Source organism: Wenzhouxiangella limi (genome assembly GCF_010499265.1).
Lineage (GTDB): Bacteria > Pseudomonadota > Gammaproteobacteria > Xanthomonadales > Wenzhouxiangellaceae > Wenzhouxiangella > Wenzhouxiangella limi.
In genome coordinates this window covers 62,501-82,245 of the sequence record NZ_JAAGSC010000023.1, presented here as the reverse complement: position 1 = coordinate 82,245, position 19,745 = coordinate 62,501, and the positions used below count along the sequence as shown (strand labels likewise).

At 64.2% G+C, this 19,745-nt stretch carries 22 protein-coding genes (1 of these 22 cut by a window edge); 11 read left to right on the top strand and 11 right to left on the bottom strand.

What is annotated here, in order from left to right:
- Nucleotides 1–12 precede the first annotated feature (12 nt).
- From G3I74_RS00525 to G3I74_RS00505, 5 genes are all read right to left on the bottom strand, one after another.
- Nucleotides 13–786 (bottom strand): zinc-ribbon and DUF3426 domain-containing protein, encoded by a 774-nt coding sequence (locus tag G3I74_RS00525; protein WP_164208922.1) that lies wholly within the window; start codon nucleotides 784–786, stop codon nucleotides 13–15.
- Nucleotides 783–1,406 carry a DUF4124 domain-containing protein gene (locus tag G3I74_RS00520; protein ID WP_164208920.1) on the bottom strand — a complete coding sequence of 208 codons (624 nt, stop codon included), beginning with the start codon at nucleotides 1,404–1,406 and terminating at the stop codon, nucleotides 783–785. The genes G3I74_RS00525 and G3I74_RS00520 overlap by 4 nt, the downstream gene beginning before the upstream one ends.
- Nucleotides 1,407–2,048, bottom strand: a complete 642-nt coding sequence (pyrE, locus tag G3I74_RS00515; RefSeq protein ID WP_164208916.1) for an orotate phosphoribosyltransferase — start codon at nucleotides 2,046–2,048, stop codon at nucleotides 1,407–1,409.
- Between the two features lie 62 nt (nucleotides 2,049–2,110).
- On the bottom strand, nucleotides 2,111–2,779 hold the full coding sequence (locus G3I74_RS00510) for a sugar transferase (protein WP_338063028.1): 669 nt from the start codon (nucleotides 2,777–2,779) through the stop codon (nucleotides 2,111–2,113).
- A 7-nt stretch (nucleotides 2,780–2,786) separates the two neighbouring features.
- Nucleotides 2,787–3,698: a prenyltransferase gene (locus G3I74_RS00505; protein WP_164208910.1), complete on the bottom strand. Its 912-nt coding sequence runs from the start codon at nucleotides 3,696–3,698 to the stop codon at nucleotides 2,787–2,789.
- 168 nt (nucleotides 3,699–3,866) lie between these two features.
- Here G3I74_RS00505 and G3I74_RS00500 point away from each other — a divergent pair, with 168 nt between their 5' ends.
- Both G3I74_RS00500 and G3I74_RS00495 read left to right on the top strand, forming a co-directional pair.
- Entirely contained in the window at nucleotides 3,867–4,634 is a 768-nt protein-coding gene (locus tag G3I74_RS00500) for an exodeoxyribonuclease III (RefSeq protein ID WP_164208907.1), read from the top strand.
- Nucleotides 4,624–5,973, top strand: a complete 1,350-nt coding sequence (locus tag G3I74_RS00495; protein ID WP_164208905.1) for an AmpG family muropeptide MFS transporter — start codon at nucleotides 4,624–4,626, stop codon at nucleotides 5,971–5,973. Before G3I74_RS00500 ends, G3I74_RS00495 begins: the two co-directional genes overlap by 11 nt.
- A gap of 98 nt (nucleotides 5,974–6,071) precedes the next feature.
- Here the strand turns inward: G3I74_RS00495 and G3I74_RS00490 are convergent, their stop codons facing one another.
- Nucleotides 6,072–6,944 carry an alpha/beta hydrolase gene (locus G3I74_RS00490; protein ID WP_164208902.1) on the bottom strand — a complete coding sequence of 291 codons (873 nt, stop codon included), beginning with the start codon at nucleotides 6,942–6,944 and terminating at the stop codon, nucleotides 6,072–6,074.
- A gap of 180 nt (nucleotides 6,945–7,124) precedes the next feature.
- Nucleotides 7,125–7,427 (bottom strand): 2OG-Fe(II) oxygenase, encoded by a 303-nt coding sequence (locus G3I74_RS00485; protein ID WP_164208899.1) that lies wholly within the window; start codon nucleotides 7,425–7,427, stop codon nucleotides 7,125–7,127.
- Nucleotides 7,428–7,618: 191 nt separating this feature from the next.
- Between G3I74_RS00485 and G3I74_RS00480 the strand changes: the two genes are divergently transcribed.
- On the top strand, nucleotides 7,619–8,251 hold the full coding sequence (locus G3I74_RS00480) for a DNA-3-methyladenine glycosylase family protein (protein WP_203594423.1): 633 nt from the start codon (nucleotides 7,619–7,621) through the stop codon (nucleotides 8,249–8,251).
- A gap of 45 nt (nucleotides 8,252–8,296) precedes the next feature.
- Complete coding sequence (locus tag G3I74_RS00475) at nucleotides 8,297–9,124, top strand: CmcJ/NvfI family oxidoreductase (RefSeq protein WP_203594422.1); 828 nt, start codon at nucleotides 8,297–8,299, stop codon at nucleotides 9,122–9,124.
- 46 nt (nucleotides 9,125–9,170) lie between these two features.
- On the opposite strand, the gene G3I74_RS00470 is transcribed toward G3I74_RS00475, so the two are convergent.
- The 3 genes from G3I74_RS00470 to G3I74_RS00460 are packed head-to-tail and all read right to left on the bottom strand — an operon-like array spanning nucleotide 9,171 to nucleotide 12,458.
- On the bottom strand, nucleotides 9,171–9,773 hold the full coding sequence (locus tag G3I74_RS00470; RefSeq protein WP_164208896.1) for a hypothetical protein: 603 nt from the start codon (nucleotides 9,771–9,773) through the stop codon (nucleotides 9,171–9,173).
- A 23-nt stretch (nucleotides 9,774–9,796) separates the two neighbouring features.
- Complete coding sequence (locus tag G3I74_RS00465) at nucleotides 9,797–10,957, bottom strand: anhydro-N-acetylmuramic acid kinase (protein WP_164208893.1); 1,161 nt, start codon at nucleotides 10,955–10,957, stop codon at nucleotides 9,797–9,799.
- A 10-nt stretch (nucleotides 10,958–10,967) separates the two neighbouring features.
- Nucleotides 10,968–12,458, bottom strand: coding sequence for a peptidoglycan DD-metalloendopeptidase family protein (locus tag G3I74_RS00460; RefSeq protein WP_164208890.1), 1,491 nt, complete (start codon nucleotides 12,456–12,458; stop codon nucleotides 10,968–10,970).
- 120 nt (nucleotides 12,459–12,578) lie between these two features.
- On the opposite strand from G3I74_RS00460, the gene tyrS reads away from it, so the two are divergent.
- Nucleotides 12,579–13,766 (top strand): tyrosine--tRNA ligase, encoded by a 1,188-nt coding sequence (gene tyrS / locus G3I74_RS00455; protein WP_164209330.1) that lies wholly within the window; start codon nucleotides 12,579–12,581, stop codon nucleotides 13,764–13,766.
- A gap of 17 nt (nucleotides 13,767–13,783) precedes the next feature.
- Here tyrS and G3I74_RS00450 read toward each other — a convergent pair whose 3' ends face one another.
- On the bottom strand, nucleotides 13,784–13,963 hold the full coding sequence (locus G3I74_RS00450; protein WP_164208887.1) for a PLDc N-terminal domain-containing protein: 180 nt from the start codon (nucleotides 13,961–13,963) through the stop codon (nucleotides 13,784–13,786).
- Between the two features lie 119 nt (nucleotides 13,964–14,082).
- On the opposite strand from G3I74_RS00450, the gene G3I74_RS00445 reads away from it, so the two are divergent.
- The 6 genes in view from G3I74_RS00445 to argH are tightly spaced (at most 22 nt apart) and all read left to right on the top strand, a layout consistent with a single transcriptional unit that may run on beyond the window.
- The gene (locus G3I74_RS00445) at nucleotides 14,083–15,084 is read left to right on the top strand and encodes an N-acetylornithine carbamoyltransferase (protein ID WP_164208883.1); all 1,002 of its coding nucleotides are present in this window, start codon (nucleotides 14,083–14,085) and stop codon (nucleotides 15,082–15,084) included.
- A gap of 5 nt (nucleotides 15,085–15,089) precedes the next feature.
- Nucleotides 15,090–16,280: an argininosuccinate synthase domain-containing protein gene (locus G3I74_RS00440; RefSeq protein ID WP_164208881.1), complete on the top strand. Its 1,191-nt coding sequence runs from the start codon at nucleotides 15,090–15,092 to the stop codon at nucleotides 16,278–16,280.
- A 22-nt stretch (nucleotides 16,281–16,302) separates the two neighbouring features.
- Complete coding sequence (locus G3I74_RS00435; protein WP_164208878.1) at nucleotides 16,303–17,385, top strand: acetylornithine deacetylase; 1,083 nt, start codon at nucleotides 16,303–16,305, stop codon at nucleotides 17,383–17,385.
- A complete protein-coding gene (locus G3I74_RS00430) occupies nucleotides 17,378–18,703 on the top strand; it encodes an acetylglutamate kinase (RefSeq protein WP_164208875.1) in 1,326 nt (441 codons plus the stop codon). The genes G3I74_RS00435 and G3I74_RS00430 overlap by 8 nt, the downstream gene beginning before the upstream one ends.
- Nucleotides 18,693–19,676, top strand: coding sequence for an N-acetyl-gamma-glutamyl-phosphate reductase (argC, locus tag G3I74_RS00425; protein WP_203594421.1), 984 nt, complete (start codon nucleotides 18,693–18,695; stop codon nucleotides 19,674–19,676). The genes G3I74_RS00430 and argC overlap by 11 nt, the downstream gene beginning before the upstream one ends.
- Nucleotides 19,669–19,745: the 5' end (the start) of an argininosuccinate lyase gene (gene argH / locus G3I74_RS00420; protein WP_164208869.1), read on the top strand. It continues 1,234 nt past the right edge of the window; only the first 77 of its 1,311 coding nucleotides appear in the window; its start codon is at nucleotides 19,669–19,671; its stop codon lies off the right edge, out of view. The genes argC and argH overlap by 8 nt, the downstream gene beginning before the upstream one ends.

Here is a 19,745-nt window from a genome sequence, read left to right as displayed (position 1 = left end):
ATGGCCGCCGATTCAGGTGTCCCGCAAGTACCGAAATTCGAAGCCGGCCGGCATCGACCCGGTGACCAGCACTTCGAGAATGATCGGCAGGTCCCGTCCCGGCGGCAGCCGCCTGTCTTCCCGGCGCGCCGCCGGCAGATACTCGGCCGGCTTGAAGCGTCGCGCGCCGAGCACCTGGTTGCTGGTGTCGTAGAGCCTGACCTCGAGGATCGGAAGTGCGATCGACGAGGCGATGCGGTTGCGCAGGGTAGCGCTGATGATGACGGCATCTGCCAGCGATGGATGCGGATGAAGATCGCGCGCAACCAGCGTTATGGCGTCCTGGGGCGCCATCGGGCCTTGGCTTTCGACCGGCGATAGTTGCGCCGGCAGATCGATCAGCCAGATCAATTGAGCCGCCAGCACAAGCAAAAGAGCGGCGGCGGCGGTTACCCATGGGCCCGACCGGGATGGAGTGCTTGCAGCGGCGAAGTCGTCAGGGGGCACAACTTCGTCTTCACCATCGGACGCCAGTTTCGGCCTCGCCGGTGGGACTGGCGAGTCATCCAGCCCGGGAATTTCTTGCTGCAGGAAAACCCGGTGACCGAGCAGCGGTGGCATGCCGCCACCTCGCAGGGGCGACCGGTCTTGTTCGGGTCGTTGCGCGAACAGAAAGGCGAGCGAGTTAAAGGTTTTGCCGCAGTTGCTGCAGCGAACCACACCGGCGGCCTCGACCAGTTCCTGGACCTGCAGTTCGTAAGTGGCTTCGCAGGCCGGGCAGCGCGTGAACATCCCGTCGCTGCTCATCGCGATGGATCGCGGGTCAGTGCCCGGTAGCGTTCAAGGTCTGCCTCAAAACGCGCGCGGGTTTCGGCCTTGCGGGATTCGATGTCACGGATGGCGTCGTTGAGACGCCGGATTTCCTCACGGGCCGCTTCGATGGACTCGTCCAGTTCGTCGGGCACCTTCTCATCCTGACGATTCAGCGAAGCTGCGCGCGCGACCAGGTCTTCGAAGCGCTGGCGGGAATGGGCGAGAGACGCTTCCAGCGCAGTCTGCTGGGTATCCAGTCCGTGAATACGCCAGTCGAGGTTTTCCTGGAGGTCCTGCTCGCTGCGGTATGCCGCTCGCAGCAGGCGATCGCGAGCGGCCTCGTTTTCCTGCTCCAGCTCAAGTCGCGCCTGCAGTGCCTCGCGGGTCGCTTTCTCGGCGCGCTCTTCGGGCGTCATCTCCGGCGCGATCCGCTCCAGCACGCGGCCGTCCGGACCCAGGCGTTCATAGCCGCGGGCGCGATATTCGGCCGGCACGGCGTGACCGTAATGGGTCAGGCCTTCATCGTCGGTCCAGCGGTAGACCGTCTGCGCCTGCGCCGTCAGGCTCAGAGCAAGCAATCCGAGCGCGAGCGTTGTGCGGCATGAAGCGAGCATTCAGGCTCCGAACTGCCTGCGGTATTCGATCATTTGCCCCAGCCTCCCAGTATCCGAGTCGCGGTCTTCCAGCCAGGCCACCAGGTCGTTCAGGCTGGCCAGGTGGATGATCTTCAGTCCGTCATCGCGAAGTGTCTGAACGGCAGAGCGGGCATCGATGCCGCGTTCCTGTCGATCCAGCGCCACGGCAACGGCTACCGGCTGCGCGCCGGCCGACCGGATGAGCGCCAGTGATTCGGCGATCGCGGTGCCGGCAGAAATGACGTCATCGACCAGCAGTACCCGACCGCGCAAAGGGGCTCCGACGGTCAGTCCGCCCTCGCCGTGATCCTTGGCTTCCTTGCGATTGTAGGCGAAACCGGGATTGATGCCATGGCTGCGGTAGAGTTGATCGGCGACCGTTGCCGCTAAGGGAATGCCCTTGTAGGCAGGTCCGAATACGACGTCGAACTCGATCTCGCTGGCGACAATGGCGTCGGCGTAACACTGTGCCAGGAGATGCAGGCTGCGCCCGTCACAGAAGGCACCGGCGTTGAAGAAGTACGGGCTGATGCGCCCCGATTTGAGGGTGAATTGCCCGAATCGCAGCGCCCGGTGTTCCAGCGCCAGCTCGAGAAATTGTCGTGTCCAGGGAGCCAACATGGCTTGCATTTTAGCGGCTGAGGGTCGTCCGGTTCCAATGATTGCGAAATGTGTCGCATCGCTCAACCTGACTGCTCGGCCAGCAAACGCCGCAGCCGTTGCGCCGAGCGGCAGCGGTGTTGGGGTGACCACAGTATGAACGGCATTCGCACGAGTGCGTAGGCATCGGTCAGCCAGGTCCGGGTTTGGATATAAGCAACCTGGGCTGCCGCTTTTGCCGGCAGAATGACGTCCAGATAGAGCCTTTCGGCCTCGTCGCGTCCGCTTAGCACCTCATCTTCGGCCAGAAAGTCGGCCGCCACCGGATCGACCAGCCCCGGCGATACCGAGAACAAGATTTCGCGCTGGCGTGCGCTCAGCGCGTTGACTTGGTTTGGCTGGATGGGCCTTGGGCCCACCAGACTCATCTGGCCGACGATCACGTTGAGCAACTGGGCCAGTTCATCGAGTCGCCAGCGCCTGAGCCAGCGTCCACAGCGAAAGATGCGCCGGTCGTCTTCGGCCGCAACGCTGCTATCGTCGCCGGCGCCTTCGATCATCGTGCGGTACTTGAGTTGGTCGAAGCGCTGTTCGCCTTTGCCCAGCCGCGTATCGCGATGCAGAACTGGTCGTCCGTTGGCCCACCACACCAGCAGGGCGAGGGCCAGCAGAACCGGAGACAGTACCAGCAGAGCCATTCCGCTCAGCGAGACATCCAAAAGCCGGCGCAGGCGGATTGCATAAGGAAACACCGCGCGATTAACCGAGCGCGACGCCGATGCTCGTGCCGAGCGAGTAGGCAACAAAAGTGAGCAAGGCCATGGCCTGGACCGGCTTGTGGCGATGGAACGCGTGCGGATCGTTGATCGTCCAGTAGCTTGCGAAGCTGGCCGGTGGAAGCGCCAGCAGGCCCAGCCAGATCAGTCGCGGAAGATCGGAAAGCAACGGCAGAACGATCAGCGCGAACAAGGCGAGGGCGTACATGATCGGCAAAAAAGCGGCCGCGCGTAGCTTGCCGAGAACGACGACAAGATTGCGTTTGTTGCTGGCCTGGTCTGCTTCGTAGTCGGGAAATTGGTTAACCCACAGAAACGCCGCGATCAGCACGCCGAGCGGCAACGAAAGCCAGATCACCTGGGTTGCGAATGCACCGGTCATCAGCATGTAGGTAGCCATGGCGATGAGCGGCCCGTAACAAATCACAACGGCGATTTCTCCCAAACCTCGGTAGGCGAGCTGCAGCGGCGGACCATGGTAGGACCAACCAATAAGCAGTCCAGCAAGCCCGATCCAGAAAAGCGCCGGTTCGCGCAAGAACACCATCAAGGCGCCTAGCATCAGACCGATCAAGGTAAATCCAACCGCAATAGTCCCGGTTTGTTGCCTGGAAAGCAGGCCGTCGACCAACACCCGTTTGCCTCCGGAAAACTCGGTGCGGTCGGCAGCCTTGACCCGCAGATCGGTGCCCGAGTCGTAGTCATAGATCTCGCCCCAGGCGTTTTTTGCCACCTCCATGCAAAACATCGCGATGCCGAGCGCGACCAGCCATCGCCACGAAAATTCGGGGTGGCCGACAGCCAGCCCGGCACCGACGGCCATCGATGCTGCCGAAGTGATGCTGATTTTCGGGTCAGCCAATCGCCAAAGGCCTGCCCGAAAGTTCAATGGCATCAGAAATCCTTTATTCGGAGTGATCGGGGATCAGTATTACCACGACTGCGCTGCCCTTTTCCGGATCGATGGCGACATCGGTGAACGCTGGGGTCGGGGCATCTGCCGGTCGTTCACCCCGGCCGAGGCGGCGTTACCATAGCGTCTGGACGATTCCCTACCGTATCAATGCGCATCATCTCCCTCAACGCCAACGGCATTCGCGCCGCCGCCCGCAAGGGTTTTTTCGACTGGCTGCCGACCCAGAACGCCGACTTTGTCTGCATCCAGGAAACCAAGGCGCAGCTGCCGCAGCTGCTCGACCGGGCGTTCTTCCCGGCCGGGTATCACTGCTTCTACCACGACGCTCAGAAAAAAGGCTATTCCGGCGTGGCGCTGTATTCGCGCGTCCAGCCCGACCAGGTGACCTACGGCCTGGGCTGGGACGAATTCGACTGCGAAGGGCGCTGGCTTCGGGCCGATTTCGGCAACTTGAGCGTGATTTCCCTGTACCTGCCTTCAGGTACATCCAAGGATGAGCGCCAGCAGTTCAAGGTTCGCTGCATGGATCATTTCAAGCCGATGCTGGCCGAGCTGGCCGGCGACGGGCGCGACTACGTCATCTGCGGCGACTGGAACATCGCCCACAAGGAAATCGACTTAAAGAACTGGAAAGCCAACCAGAAGAACTCCGGCTTTTTGCCCGAAGAGCGCGCCTGGCTGGACGAGGTGTTCGGACCCGTCGGAATGGTTGATGCTTTTCGGGTGGTCGATCCCAACCCCGACCGCTACACCTGGTGGTCCAACCGCGGGCGGGCCTGGGACAAGAACGTGGGCTGGCGGATCGACTATCACGTGGTCAGCCAGGGCCTTAAAGATCGCGTCAGGGGGGCCGAGATCTACGTCGAGGGGCGCTTTTCCGATCATGCGCCGCTGATCCTCGACTATGCCGACTGAACCATCCGCGCCGCGTCGCAGCTGGCGCGAGGCCTGGGCGGTCTACACCCGCCCGACCGTGCTGCGCATGCTGCTGCTCGGGTTTTCGGCCGGGCTGCCGTTCATGCTGGTCTTTTCCACGCTGACCGCCTGGCTGCGTTCCGAAGGCGTATCGCGAACGGCCATCGGCTTTTTCGCCTGGGTCGGCATCACCTACTCGATCAAGGTGCTGTGGGCACCCGTGGTCGACCGCGTTCGATTGCCTTTGCTCACCCTTTGGCTGGGCCAGCGGCGCGGCTGGATGCTGGCCGCGCAGACGATCATCCTGCTGGGCCTGGCCGGCATGGCCCTGACCGACCCGCTCACCCAGCTGACCCAGCTGGCCGTGCTGGCGGTGGTGGTGGCGTTTGCCTCGGCGACGCAAGACATCACCATCGATGCCTTTCGGATCGAGTCCGATGCGGTCGAGTTCCAGGCAGCCCTGGCCGGCACCTACGTGCTCGGCTATCGCCTGGCCCTGCTGGCGACCGGCGCCGGCGCGCTGTTTTTAGCCGACGCGGTGGGCTGGACGGCGGCTTACCTGGCCATGGCCGGGCTGGTGGTGGTCGGCATGCTGGCCGTGGCGCTGGCGCCGGAGCCGTCCTCGCCCGACCGGCTGGACATCGAGAAAGAGCCGCTGGTTATCGCCTTTCGCGAGCGCACCCGCCTGCGCGGCTTTGCCGCCGACATGGGCGCCTGGATTCTGGGCGCGGTGGTCGCGCCTTTCGTCGATTTCCTGCGCCGCTTCGGCTGGCTGGCGCTGCCGATCCTGGCCCTGATCGGGCTGTACAAGGCCAGCGATTTGTCGATGGCGGCGATGGCCAACCCGCTGTATTTGGATCTGGGCTACTCGCTGTCGCAGATCGGCGCCGTCAGCGGACTGTTCGGTGTTGCCATGACCATCTCCGGCGGACTGGTCGGCGGAGTGATGGTGGCGCGCTTTGGCCTGATGCCGATGCTGCTGGCCGGCGCGGTCGGAATCGCGCTGACCAACCTCGCCTTCGCCTGGCTGGCGACCATGCAGCCGGTGCTGTGGGCGCTGACCATCACGATTACCGGCGACAACTTCTTCGTCGGCTTCTCGGCCACGGTGTTCATCGCCTGGATGTCGGGCCTGGTCAGTCGCCGCTACACCGCTACCCAGTACGCGCTTTTCAGCTCGCTGATGACCCTGCCGGGCAAGTTCCTCGGCGGGCCCTCGGGCTGGATCGTCGACCAGGCCGGCTACGTGTTCTTTTTCTTCTACGCCTCGGCGCTGGGGATTCCGGCGATGCTGCTGGTGATCTGGCTGATGATGCGCCGGCGATCGCTGGCAACCTGAAGTTTGCGCACACCGTTCAAATTGCTCGGACCCCTGCCATTCGGCTATCGGATCTCCGGGCGGTCCCATCGGGGCCGACTCGCCGAGATTTTCGCTCCTCAATCTTGACGACAGATATCTTGCATAAAGGCATCCACATCATCCAGTGTCGGCGCCAGAAAGCCCAGGGGGCGGCCCATGGCTGCGGCGAGGCCGACGTGGCCGCCGCTATCGTAGATCAACTTGGTGCTGGGAACGCCCGCCTGGCTCAGGTTCTCGGCCAGTGAGTGCGCCGACTTCGGGGTGACTGTCTCGTCATTTTTGGCATGGATGATCAGGGTGGGCGGGTTGTCCGGGTGGATATGATTGACGGTCAAAGCCTTGATCTGTTGGTCCTGGTCTTCACCAAAAATGCGCGTCCAGCGGTGCTTGTCCGTGGGTAGAAAATAATCGTGCGGCCCGGCCAGGGTCACGTAGGCATCAATCATGTCCCGAGACAAACCCCGTGCCTGGAGGTAGTCGGGGTTGTAGCTCACCAGTCCCGCGATCATCGCTCCCGCCGAATGGCCCATCATCACCAATTTACGGGACCGAAGCCGCTGCTGCACCGGCGCACTGGCCAACGCCAGGGCGATATCCTCGACGAAAACGGGATAAGTGACCTGTGGATACAAACGGTAGTCCGGAATGATCACGGAATAGCCGCGCCGCGCCAACGCCGCGCCGACAAAGCCGTAGTCTTGCTTGCTGCCTTCCTCCCAGCTCCCGCCGTAGACGAACATCACCACACATTGCCCCGTCTCCGCTGCAGGTTGATAGATGTCCAGTTTCTGCCGTTCGTGCGCCCCGTAAGCAACATTGTGCTGGCTGCGGTACCCTTCGGCGTTGTTCAGGACGTTCAGAATCGAAGTGCCGGAACAGGCGGTGAGCAATGCCATAAGCGTAGCCAGTATCAGGGGGCGAACAAAAGGCGGTGGGGTCATGATCGTCATGCGGCATCCGAGATTGATTCACCCCGGAATCGTCCCGGATGGCCTACGATGATCGTCTCTATAGTCGAGATCGGCGCGGCGCTCTTCCGCGCCTCAGACAAGCGTACTTGCTTTCCGCGCACAGGCGCCGTGAGTGTGCATCAACCAGACAACCCCGGCCGGAAATGGCTTGGCGCCGGATCACGGGCGATTCAGCGCGAAACTCAGCAACCAGCGATTCCCGCGCTCGATCTGCGAAACCTGGTGCTGGTAGAGGTCGGGGCGGAACAGGACGAGCCGCCCGAACAGGTTGAAAATCGTCTTCTCGCAGTGGAATTCGCCGCCGGCCCGGGGCTTGACGAGTATGCAGTTGAGTTTGTACAGCCGGCCCTCGGCGACCATGTCCACGTGCGGCACGATGGCGTGGCCCGCCGAGTAGCGCACGAGGTAGACGCTTAAGCGCCTGGATTGGAAAAGAACCCGATTTTTGACTTTTTCAGACATTGCGCTCCTGTCTTTGGATAAGCCGCAGGCCTGCCATTGTGAAGGCCCCGCCCGGCAATGAAAAGTCAAGCCGGTGGTTTGGGTCGCCAGGCCCAGGACGGGAGGGTAGTCGGCGCCAGGCTTGCCCGCCCTGCCTGCACGGGCCCGACGGGAGTCGATATGCTGTCTGTGAACCGTCAGCGGATGCCGTTTTGAACTTTCAATTGACCCGGCCCCATCTCGAGCAGGCGCTCGATCAGATCGCGCTTGAGGATCATCACATCGCCCAGGCGCTGGAGGAGGTCGGTTACCCGGACGAGCGTCGGCGCGGCGATCCCAGCTACGAGCACTTTCTCAGGATCATCGTCGGACAACAGCTGTCGGTGAAAGCAGCGGCCACGATCTTTGGCCGGATCGAGGCGGCCCTGGCGGGTGACTTCCGCCCGCAGCGAGTGCTGGCCATGAACGACAGCGAACTGCGCGCGCTCGGTCTTTCACGACAAAAGATCGGCTACGCGCGCGGCCTGTCCGAGGCGGTTCTCGATGGCCGCCTGGTTCCGACCGCGCTGGCTGACCTGCCGGATGATGCCGTGGTTGAGCAGATCACCCGGCTCAAAGGCTTCGGGCGCTGGAGTGCGGAGATGTTCCTGCTGTTTTCGCTCGGCCGTCCCGACGTCTGGCCGGCCGACGACCTGGCCATCCAGGCCGGGCTGCACCGGATCAAGAACCTCAAGACCCGTCCGGACCGCAAGCGCGCCGACGCGCTGGCCCGGCCCTGGCGGCCCTATCGTGGCGCTGTGGCCATTTTCATCTGGCACTATTACTCGAATGCACCGCTGCCGTGAGCGGCCGGTCAGGACGACACCCTTGCAAAGCCTGAGGACAAAGCGATGAGCCAGTTTGCGCAACAGCCGCTTAACGCCGAGTTGAAGTTTCTCGCCGACTTATCGGCCCCCCTGGTCTACGTACCTTCCAAGGGGGGCGGTGACCAGACCGAGCACCTGGGCAACTATCGTACTCACGCGGTCGAAATTCACAACGCGCGCGAACAACTGCCGGCAACCGACCTTGATCGTGAAGGGTTCAAGCTGCTGTCCCACGACAGCGCCGTGAGCGACTTTTATGACGATGCGGCGCTGTCCTCGACCTACCACCCAGAACTGATCGAGCTGATAAAGCGCGCGACCGGCGCCCGGCGCGTAGAGATATTTGACGACACCCGGCGCAGTTCCTCAAGCGCGAAACAGCGCGAACACGGCACCCGGGATCCCGCCAACATCGTCCACAACGACTATACCCACGAGTCCGGGCCGCGGCGACTGGAGGATTTTTTCAGCGATTCGCCCGACCAGGTGCCGCGTCTGAAGCAGAGGCGATTCGCCATCATCAACGCCTGGCGGCCGATCGGCGAGCCGGTCGTCGACCACCCGCTGGTGCTGTGCGACGCGCGCTCGGTGCGCGGCGACGATCTGGTGGCGGTGGAGCGGCGCGGAGCGGACCGCATCGGCGAGCTGCAGGTCGCGATGTACCAGCCAGACCAGCGCTGGTACTACTACCCGCGCATGCACCGCGGCGAAGTCCTGCTGTTTAAGACCTACGATTCAGCGCTCGATGGCCGTACGCGCTTTACCCCGCACTCCTCGTGCAAGGATCCGCGCGCACCCGCCGATGCGGCCCCGCGCGAAAGCCTGGAAACGCGCTGCATGGTGTTTTTCTAAACAACGCTGAACCCCGGGCGACCCCGCGATCCGCCAATTGCATCGCTCAGCGATCGCGTGCTGGCTCAAGCAGTTCCGGGCGCTGCTCGGCGAGCCGTTGCAGTTGGTCGTCATCGAGGATCGAGTACAGCGCTTCCTGCCAGGTTTGGTCAGCGGCATTGAGCTGGGCCCGCAGTTGTCCCGCCTGGGCCTGGATTTCTTCGAGCCGGGCGGTGTCCCCAGCAGCTTCGGCCTGCGACCGGAATTGGCGTTGTGCCAGCAGACCGGTTCGCACGGTCACCCGCTCTTGTAGAAGGGTTTGCCGGGCCTTTTGAAGGGCTTGAAACTGGTCAGCGTCAAGGCCAAGCTGCTCTGTGAGCGCTTGTTCGTCCCAGTGCAGACGCTCCCGAACCCGGCGCCCGCGCTCGCGCAGCCGCTCGCGCTCGGCCCGCGCCTGTTGCAGTGAATCCTCGTCGCTGACTGAATCCGTCGCTGGATCGGTCGGGCTTGCTGGTTGGGGCGGGGCCTCGGCCGGCGCCGAGCGTTGTACCTGTGGGGTGTCCTCGGCCACCGGCGGCGGCGCTGGCCCGGTTTCTGGATCCTGTCCTCCGCAGGCGCTCAGCAAGAGCAGGATCACGGGCGGTCCGAACCATTTGGAGAAAGGAAGCATGCGCTGACGATTCCGTTGCGAATTCAGCCGTTCAGACCGCTGCTTTCAGGCGCCGGTTCCGACAAGGGCGACGGAGGCGTGAAAATTGCGCCCGCCACCACCGCTCGCGCAGCGCCGGTGATCGCCTCGGTTCTGATCGGTCTTGACGCCAGTCGTTCTCGCGACAGCCACGCGAACAGCAGGGCTTCGACCTGATCGGGGTCCAGACCGAACTCGGCGCTGGATCGCAGCTGGGCGGGATCGAGCAGTTCGCCCAGGCGCTTCATCAACAGCTTGTTGTGAACACCGCCGCCGCAGGCAATGACCTGGACGGGCCGTTGATCTTCAGGCAGTCTGGCCAGCGCCAGGGCGATGCTTTGGGCCGAGAGTTCCAGCAGCGTGGCCTGGATATCGGCCGGTCGTTCCGGGGCCCAGGAGGGCAGGCGTGCTCCGAGCCAGCCGGGACTGAAATACTCGATACCGGTGCTTTTGGGCGCGGATCGACCGAAGTATTGATCGGTGAGCAGTTGCGAAAGCCACTCCGGGTCGGGCCGGCCGGACGCCGCCCAGGCGCCGGCATCATCAAAGCGCCCGTTGCGGTTGGCGCGATACCAGTGGTCGAGCAGGCAGTTGGCGGGACCGGTATCAAACCCCGTCACCTGGCCTGAAACCGGCAGGATGCTGACGTTGGCGATGCCGCCCAGGTTGACCACCGCGCGGTTTTCCTCGGAACTGGCCAGCAATGCCCGATGCAGCAGCGGTGCCAGCGGCGCGCCCTGGCCGCCGGCGGCCAGATCGGCGCGCCGGAAGTCGGCAACGGTGAGGACACCGGTTTGCGCGGCGATCCGGTGCGGGTCGCCGATTTGCAGCGTAGTCGGCGGCTGATGGTCGGGGTCGTGCAGCACGGTCTGGCCGTGCGAGCCGATGGCGCGAATGTCGGCTGCGTGCAGGCCGGCCCGGTCCATCACCTTTCGCGCCGCGGCAGCAAAAGCGTCGCCCAGAACGGCGTCCAGGCGGGCCAGCCTGAGCGCGGGAAAGCGCGTCGGATCTCGCCGCAGTGCATCCAGTTCGGCCCGGACGGGGGCGTCAAATTGCGCGGCATGCTGGGCCAGGACCCGAGGCGGCTTGGGCTCGAAATCGGTCAGCACGGCATCGATGCCGTCCATGCTGGTGCCCGAAATCAGGCCAATATAGCGCTCGGCCACGGGCGGCCCGCTAGCAGTCGGTATCGGCTTGCTCGCAGCGCTCGTCTTCGCGCTGGGCCAGCAGAACTGCCGGACCCTGCAGTTCCTCGAGCTTGGCCAGCAGCGGCTCACCGGTGCGACGGAAGTCGTCCATCAGCGTCGGCGGCAGCGGCTCGGCGGGGGGCAGGTCGACGGTGCGCGGGTCGCGATGGGCGCCGTTGACCAGAAACTCGTAGTGCAGGTGCGGCCCGGTGGCCATGCCGCTCATGCCCACCGTGCCGATGGTCTCGCCCTGGCGAACCCGGTCGCCCACGTTGACGCTGCGCCGGTGCAGGTGGAGGTAGCGGGTGATGATGTTGTTGCCGTGCTGAACGAAGACGTAGTGGCCGTTGGCGTTGTTGTAGGCCGAGCGGATCACCCGGCCGTCGCCGGCCGCCCACACCGGGGTGCCGGTGGGCGCGCCGTAGTCGGTGCCGTTGTGGGGTCGAACCCGCCGGGTGATCGGGTGGAAGCGGCGCGGGTTGAAGTTGGACGTCACCCGGGTGAAGTTCAGCGGCGCGCGCAGGAAGGCCTTGCGCATGGGTCGACCATCGGGGGCGAAGTAGTCCGGTCCCTTGCCGGCGTCGAAGCGAATGGCCTCGAAAGCATCGCCCTGGTTGACGAAGCGGGCGGCCAGGATGGGGCCGTCGCGCAGGTATTCCCCGTCGCGCCAGATTTCTTCATAGATCAGGGCGAAGCGGTCGCCGGAGCGGATGTCGAGCGCGAAGTCGATGTCCCAGCCGAAGATGTTGGCCAGACGCAGGGTCATGTTGTCCGACAGTCCCGAGGCCTTGGCCGCGTTGAACAGCGAGGACGAAATGATGCCGCTGGCCTCGACGATGCGCGAATCCATCGCCCGATTCTCGAATCGCGAGCCCAGACCGTCTTCGCCCTGCTCAACGATCAGCCAGCGGTCTTCGTCGAAGTCGGCGCGCAGGGCGAGAAAACCCTGTTCAGGATCGAGATCAAAGCCGAATACATCGCCCGGGCGGATGCTCGCGAGTTGCCGGGTGTGCTCATTCAATTGGACGACGTCGTGCAGTTGACGGGCGCTCAGGCCCAGGTCGCGAAAGATGCGCTCCAGGGTCTGCCCGGGCTTGACTTCGACCAGCTGCCAGGCTCGGCCGGCCGGTGCGTCAGGCGCTTCGGCCGGGGCCGGCTCATTGCTGGCCGCCGGATCGGCCGGACTGAGCGGCGGCAATTCGGGGCCAGGATCGGCCGGTGCGCCAGCATCTGGATTCGGGACCTGGTTGGGAAGCAGCACGAGGGTCTCGGCGACCGCGTCCGGCGCGTCTGCGTCGTCGGCGTCGCTCATGACCAGTGCGATCCCCAGCGCGATCAGCCCGACGGCGACCAGCGACCAGCGCGGGTGGGTGGCGAATGCCGCGCGCGCCGGACCCAGTCGCTCGGATAGCTGCTGGATATGCTTGCGCAAACGCGAAGACAATGCCTGCCCGCTGCTGCCGGCGCGGCGTCGCGCCATGGATTTTCTCGTCATGCCTGAGCTTTCGCGCTTAAAAACCCGCTAACATTACCGATTTACGGGGTGGAAAGTCAATCTGCCCGACCCATTCACATCTCGATCAACACGCTGGTAATCGACGTGAAAACGCTGCAGGAACTGACCCGAGGGGCGGCCGAAATCATCCAGATCGATGAGCTCAAGCAGCGCCTGGATGGCGCTGAACCGCTGCGGGTCAAGGTCGGTTTCGACCCCACGGCCCCGGACCTGCACCTCGGGCACACCGTCATCATCAACGCCATGCGCCGCTTTCAGGACGCCGGGCATGTGGCGATCTTTCTGATCGGTGACTTCACCGGCATGATTGGCGACCCGACCGGCAAGAACGTCACTCGAAAGCCGTTGAGCGAGTCCGATATCCGCGCCAACGCCAAAACCTACGCCGAGCAGGTCTTCAAGATCCTCGACCGCTCGGCCACCGAAGTCCGCTTCAACTCCGAGTGGTTCGGCGAGATGAACGCCGCCGACATGATCCGGCTTTCATCGCGCTACACCGTCGCCCGCATGCTCGAGCGCGATGACTTCGAAAAGCGCTACAAAAGCGGTCAGCCGATCGCGGTCCACGAATTTCTCTACCCGCTGGTGCAGGGCTACGATTCGGTGGCACTGAAGGCCGATGTCGAGATGGGTGGCACCGACCAGAAGTTCAACCTGCTGGTCGGGCGCCAGCTCCAGGCCCAGGAAAACCAGAAGCCGCAGGTCATCATCACCTGGCCGCTGCTGGAAGGCACCGACGGTATCCAGAAGATGTCGAAGTCGCTGGACAACTACATCGGCATCACCGACGCGCCGGACGACATGTTCGGCAAGCTGATGAGCATTTCCGATGATCTGATGTGGCGCTACTTCGAGCTGTTGAGCTTTCGCCCGACCCCGGAACTGGAGGGTTTGAAGCAAGCGGTGGCCGAGGGTCGCAACCCGCGCGACGTCAAGTTCGAGCTGGGGCTTGAGCTGGTCGACCGCTTCCACGGCGCCGGCGCCGGCGAGCGCGCGCGCCAGTCGTTCATCGCCCGCTTCCGCCAGGGCGCGCTGCCCGAGGATATGCCCGAAAAGACTTTACCGGCGGGCGCCGAGGGCCTGGGCATTGCGGCGGCCCTGACCGCCTGCGGCCTGACCGCCTCGAACTCCGAGGCCTTCCGCATGATCCAGCAGGGCGCGGTCAAGATCGACGGCGAGCGCATCGAAGACCGCAGCCTGACGCTGGCGGCCGGTTTTGAGGGCGTCGTTCAGGTCGGGAAACGCCGAATCGTGCGCCTCAGGCTGCGCTGAGGGATCTCGTCAACCGCTCAGCCCTTGGGACCCAAAAACAGCCAGACGATCAGGCCCACCAGCGGGAAAAACAGCAGAATCAGGATCCACAGCACTTTCGGCACGGCGCCGACCCGACTCTGCGCGGTCTTGATGATGGCCCAGATGACGATGATCAGCCAGATCAGTCCAAGAAGACCGGCAATTTCCATACCCATGGCGTATTTCCTCTTTCTGTGAATCCGTCATTATGAATCAAGTCCGGATAGCCGGCGCGGCTGGCCGCGTTGTTTGCTATCTTGCCGGGGCCCGTTGCCTTTTTAAGGAGTCTTGACCCATGCGCCACTTTCTGACCACCCTGGACTGGTCGCGCGAGGAACTGCAGGGCCTGCTCGACAGCGCCGCAGAGCTCAGGCGCGAGCCGGTCAACCATCGCCTGGCCGGCAAGGCGGTGGCGCTGCTGTTTCTCAACCCCAGCCTGCGCACCCGCTCCTCGTTCGAGATCGGCGCCTTCCAGCTTGGCGCGCATGCGGTGGTGCTGGAGCCGGGCAAGGCGGCCTGGGGCATCGAGTTCGAGCCTGGCGTGGTCATGGACGGGGATGCCGAGGAGCACATCACCGAGGTCGCCGGCGTGCTGTCGCGTTACTGCGACGCCATCGGCCTGCGCGCCTTCCCGCTGTTCAAGGACTGGTCGGTCGATCGCCAGGACCGGGTGATCAAGGCCCTGGCCGAACATGCTTCGGTGCCGGTCATCAACATGGAGACCATCGTCCATCCCTGCCAGGAATTGGCCCTGATGCGGACCCTCCAGGACCACCTGGGCCAACCCGATGGGCGGAAGTTCGTGCTGACCTGGACCTGGCACCCGCGCCCGCTCAACACCGCCGTGGCCAATTCCGCGCTGCTGATTGCCAGCAAGTTCGGGATGGACATTACCCTGCTGATTCCGGAACCGGCGTATCTGCTCGATGAGCAGTTCATGGATGCCGGCCAGCGCCAGGCCGAAACCGCCGGTGGGTCGCTGCGCGTGACGAGCGATATCGAGGAGGCCTACACGGGCGCTGAATTCGTCTATGCCAAAAGCTGGGGCGCGTTGCCTTTCTATGGTCGGCCCGACGAAGAATCTTCGCTCCGGGCCTCCTTCCGGCATTTCATGGTCGATGGTGCGAAAATGGCGCTGACCAACGGTGCCCGCTTCAGTCACTGTCTGCCGCTGCGGCGCAACATCAAGGCCAGCGATGAGGTTATGGACGCCGATTACTGCGTGGCGCTGGACGAGGCCGAAAACCGGCTGCACGTGCAAAAAGCGCTGATGCTTAAATTGATGGATGAAGCCTGAACAAGATGAGTGACAAAGTCGTACTTGCCTTTTCCGGCGGCCTGGACACCAGCTATTGCGTGCTGGCCCTGAAAGAGCAGGGCTTCGAGGTCCACACCGCCTTCGTCGATACCGGCGGTATCGTCCCCGATCAGAAAGCCTGGATCGCTGCGCGTGCGCGGGACCTTGGCGCCGCCGAGCACCACGAGCTCGACGCCGCCCAGCCGCTGTGGGATCAGTTCGTGGTGCCGCTGCTATGGTCGGGCGCGCGCATGCTCGAGCAATATCCCATGCTGTGCTCGGATCGCTACGTCATCGTCCAGCAGTGCCTGGCCCTGGCCGATGCGCTGGGCACGCGCCATTTTGCCCACGGCTGCACCGGCATGGGCAACGACCAACTGCGCTTCGACCAGAGCGTGCGCTCGCTCGGCGATTACGACATTCACGCACCGATTCGTGATCTGCAGCGCGAAACGTCCAACGTGCGGGCCCATGAGCTGGAGTTGATGAACAAGGCCGGCATCGATGTGCCGGCCTCCAATAGCCGCTACTCGATCAACGAAAACCTGCTGGGGATAACGCTTTCGGGTCAGGAGATCGATGAGTTCGGCGTGCCTGGCGACGATACCCGGGTGCTGTGCCGTCCTCGGGCTGAGTGGCCGAGCGCGGCCCTGGCCCTGACCATCGGCTTTGAGCACGGTCGCGCCGTGAGCCTGGACGGTGATCCGCTGCCCGGGCCGGAGATTCTCAAGCGGCTGAACGAGCGGCTCGGGGTCTACGGTATCGGTCGACACGTTTATACCGGCGATGTTTCGATCGGGCTCAAGGGGCGGATCGTGTTTGAGTGCCCCGGCGTCGACGGCCTGATGATCGCCCAGCGTGCCTTGCGCGAGGCGGTCAACACCCGGCTGCAGAACCAGTTCCAGCTGGCCGTGGCCCAGCGTTGGGCCGAGCTGGTCTACACCGGGTTTTTCTTCGAGCCGCACAAAGCCGATCTGGAGGCCTACCTGGAAAGCGCCAATCGATACGTGACCGGCGTGGTCCGACTGGCCAGCGACGGCGGCAGCGCGGAGGCCGTCTCGGTGGGCTCGCGCTACCTGCTTCGGGACCCGGAGGCCGTCTACGCCCAGTCGGCCGACTGGACGCCGGAAGAGGCCCAAGGGTTCGTCAAGCTGATCGGCCAGAGTTCCACTCTGGCGGCTCGCGTGCGCAAGTAGTGGACGCGTCCGGCGACATCTCATGAGCCTGGCCCGTTTACTGGAGCACCTGGGGCCGCTGATCGCCTGCGACAGCCAGAATCCGCCGCGGCAGATCACGGCTGAAAGCACAATGTTCGGATATGCCGGCGGAGTACTTGAGCAAGCCGGTTTCGAAATCTCTCTGGTTGATTTCGGTGACGGCCACGTCAACTTGTTCGCCCAGCGTGGTGATGCTCGCATCCTGTTCAATTGTCACCTTGACACGGTGCCGGTCGGCGAAGGCTGGACCCGTCCGCCCCTGGAGTTGAGCGTTGAAGGCGGCAAGGCCTACGGCCGCGGCGTATGCGACATCAAGGGGGCTGCCGCGGGCCTTTTGACTGTGGCCGAGCAGACCGATCAGCCGATGGCCATTCTGCTGTCCAGCGACGAGGAAGGCGCGGGCAGCTGCTGCGTCCGCAAGTTTTTACAAACCCCCGAGCACCGTGATTTCGACCAGGTGGTGGTCTGTGAGCCAACCAACTGTCGGGCGGTGCTCGCGCACCGCGGTTTCCTGTCGGTCAAGGGTCATTTTCGCGGTGTGATGGGTCACTCTTCGGAACCCCGCGCGCTGGACGATAACGCCAACCATCGCGCCGCGCGCTGGACGGGCGCGGCGCTGGATTACTGCGCCGCTGAAGCGGCCGCCGGCCGCCCAACCTGCTTCAACCTGGGGCTGTTCAACGGCGGCACGAAATCGAACGTGATCGCCGGCGATGCCCGCCTGCATTACTCTGCCCGGATGGGGCCGGGGCAGTCCAACGATGCGTTGTTTGCCGCCTTGCGGAACCTGGCAGGCGCCGGGCACTGGGCCGATTGGGAAATCCCCTTTTCCGGCCCCCCGCTGCCGGCCGCGGGCCAGGATGATCGGGCAGCGCGCGAATTCTGCGGTCGTCACGATCTGCCCATCGGCGAGCCGGTCGGGTTCTGGACCGAGGCGTCGCTGTTTTCCGACGCCGCTATTCCGGCGCTGGTGCTGGGGCCTGGCGATATTGCACAGGCCCATGCCGTGGATGAGTGGGTCGCGGTCGCGCAATTGGAAACCGCCGCTGCGCTGTACCAGCGAATCGTGGCTCAAGATGGCTGAGGTTCGCCGCACCGTCATCGAACTGCTGGGTCAACTGGGATCCAGCCGCGAGGCTCGCCAGTACCTCAAGCAGTTCTCGCGCATCGAGGAGTCGCGCTTCGCCGTGGTCAAGGTCGGCGGCGCGGTTTTGCAAGAAGACATCGACGAACTGGCCGCGGCCCTGGCTTTCCTGCACCGGCTCGGTTTGACGCCCATCGTTTTGCACGGCGCCGGCCCTCAACTGGATGAGGCCATGGCCGAGGCCGGCGTGCCCGTCCGCAAGCACGATGGGCTTCGGGTGACCACCGAGGCCGTCATGGCGGTGGCCCGGCCGGTGATTTATCGCGCCAACGCGACCCTGGTCGATGCCCTGGAAGCGCGCGGCGTGCGCGCCCGCGGTATTCTGCACGGCGTCTTCAACGCCCGCCTGGCGGATCCGGAAAACCTGGGCCTGGTGGGTCAGATCGACAGCGTTGAACTGGACCCCGTTCGTTCGGCCGTGGGCGCCGGCGCGCTGCCGGTGGTCGCCTGTCTGGGGGAGTCGCCCGGCGGGCAGGTCATGAACATCAATGCCGATATCGCCACGCGCGAGCTGGTCTGGACGGTCCGTCCCTACAAGGTGATCTTCCTGACCGGCACCGGTGGCCTGCTGGATCAGAACGGTCGGATCATCTCGGCCATTTCGATCAGCGGTGACTACGAGCATCTCATCGCCCAGGACTGGGTGCACTCGGGAATGCAGCTCAAGCTGGCCCAGATCAAGGACATGCTCGAGCGGCTGCCGCCGGAGACGTCGGTATCGATTACCTCTGCGTCGAAGCTGACCCGGGAGCTGTTTACCCATACCGGTGCCGGTACGCTGATTCGTCGCGGCGAACGCATCGACTGGTTCGATGTTATCCCCGGAGAGCGCGCGGCTGCGCTGGAATCCATGCTCGAAGACAGCTTCGGTCGCCGGCTCCGGCCCGACTGGCGGCATGGCCGAGAGCTGCAGGGCATCCTGCTGGCCGAGTCGGGGCGTGCCGCCGCGCTGATTGCCCGCGGGGTGGACGGGATTCCGTACCTGGACAAGTTCGTGGTGACGCCGGAAGCCCAGGGCGAGGGTCTGGCCGCCGCCCTCTGGCAGATTCTGCGTGCTCGCTGTCCCCGCATGTACTGGCGCTCGCGCGCCGGCAATCCCATCGCTGGTTGGTATCTACAGCAGGCCCACGCCAGTTTCCGCCGCGGCGAGTGGATCGTGCATGTCATCGGAGTCGATGATTTTGGCCTGCTCGAACGCCTGGTTGAAGATGCACACAGCCGGGATTCCGGCTGGGAGGAGGATGGCTTTGAGTCGTAAACGTGTCGCGCTGATTGGGGGCCGGGGATATGCCGGCGCAAGTTTCTTGCCGCTGTTGTCTCGCCACCCCGATCTCGAGTTGGCGCTGGCGTCGTCGAGCGCGCAGGCGGGTCAGCCCCTGCGCGAGATCGATCCTGACTGGCCTGATCCCGATACTCGCCTGGAGGCTCTGGCGCCCGACGGGGTGGCGGCCGTCGATGCCCGGGTATGGGTCCTGGCGCTTCCGAATGGTGCCAGCGAACCGTGGGTGCGGGCGATTGATGCGACGAACCCGGAGGCTCTCATTATTGATCTGGGTGCCGACTACCGCTTCGACCCTGGATGGGCGTACGGCTTGAGCGAGTGGAACCGGCAGGCAATCGCCGGCGCGCGGCGGATTGCCAATCCCGGGTGCTACGCCACCGGCGCCCAGTTCGCCCTGCTGCCGATTCGTGAATACCTGACGCGCCCGCCGGTGATTTTCGGGGTTTCAGGCTACAGCGGGGCGGGCAGGACGCCGTCACCGCGCAACGACCCCGAGCGCCTGGCTGACAACCTGATTCCTTACAGTCTGACAGGCCATTTGCATGAGCGCGAAATCTCGACGCATCTGGGCCGGCCGGTACGCTTCCACCCGCACGTGGCTTCGTTCTTCCGGGGTATCTCGCTGACCCTGACGGTGAACCTCTCCGAGGAGCTGGACGCTTCCCGGCTGCTGGAGTTGTATCGAGAGGCCTATCGCGATGCCCCCCTGATCGAGGTCACGCCCGAGATCCCGGAGATTCGCGAGATTGCCGGTCGTCCCGGGCTCCGGGTCGGCGGTTTTGCGATCGATCCGCGCCAGCCGTATCGGGTGACTTTCGTGGCCGTATTGGACAATCTGCTCAAGGGTGCGGCCAGCCAGGCCCTGCAGAACATCAACCTGGCGCTGGGGCTCGATGAACTGACCGGGATTCGATTGAAAACCGCAGATGAACGCGCCGCTTATGTCTGACTACATCTGGAAAAAGGGATCGAGTACCGACGTCGACGCGCGGGTCATGCGCTTTCTGGCCGGCGAGGA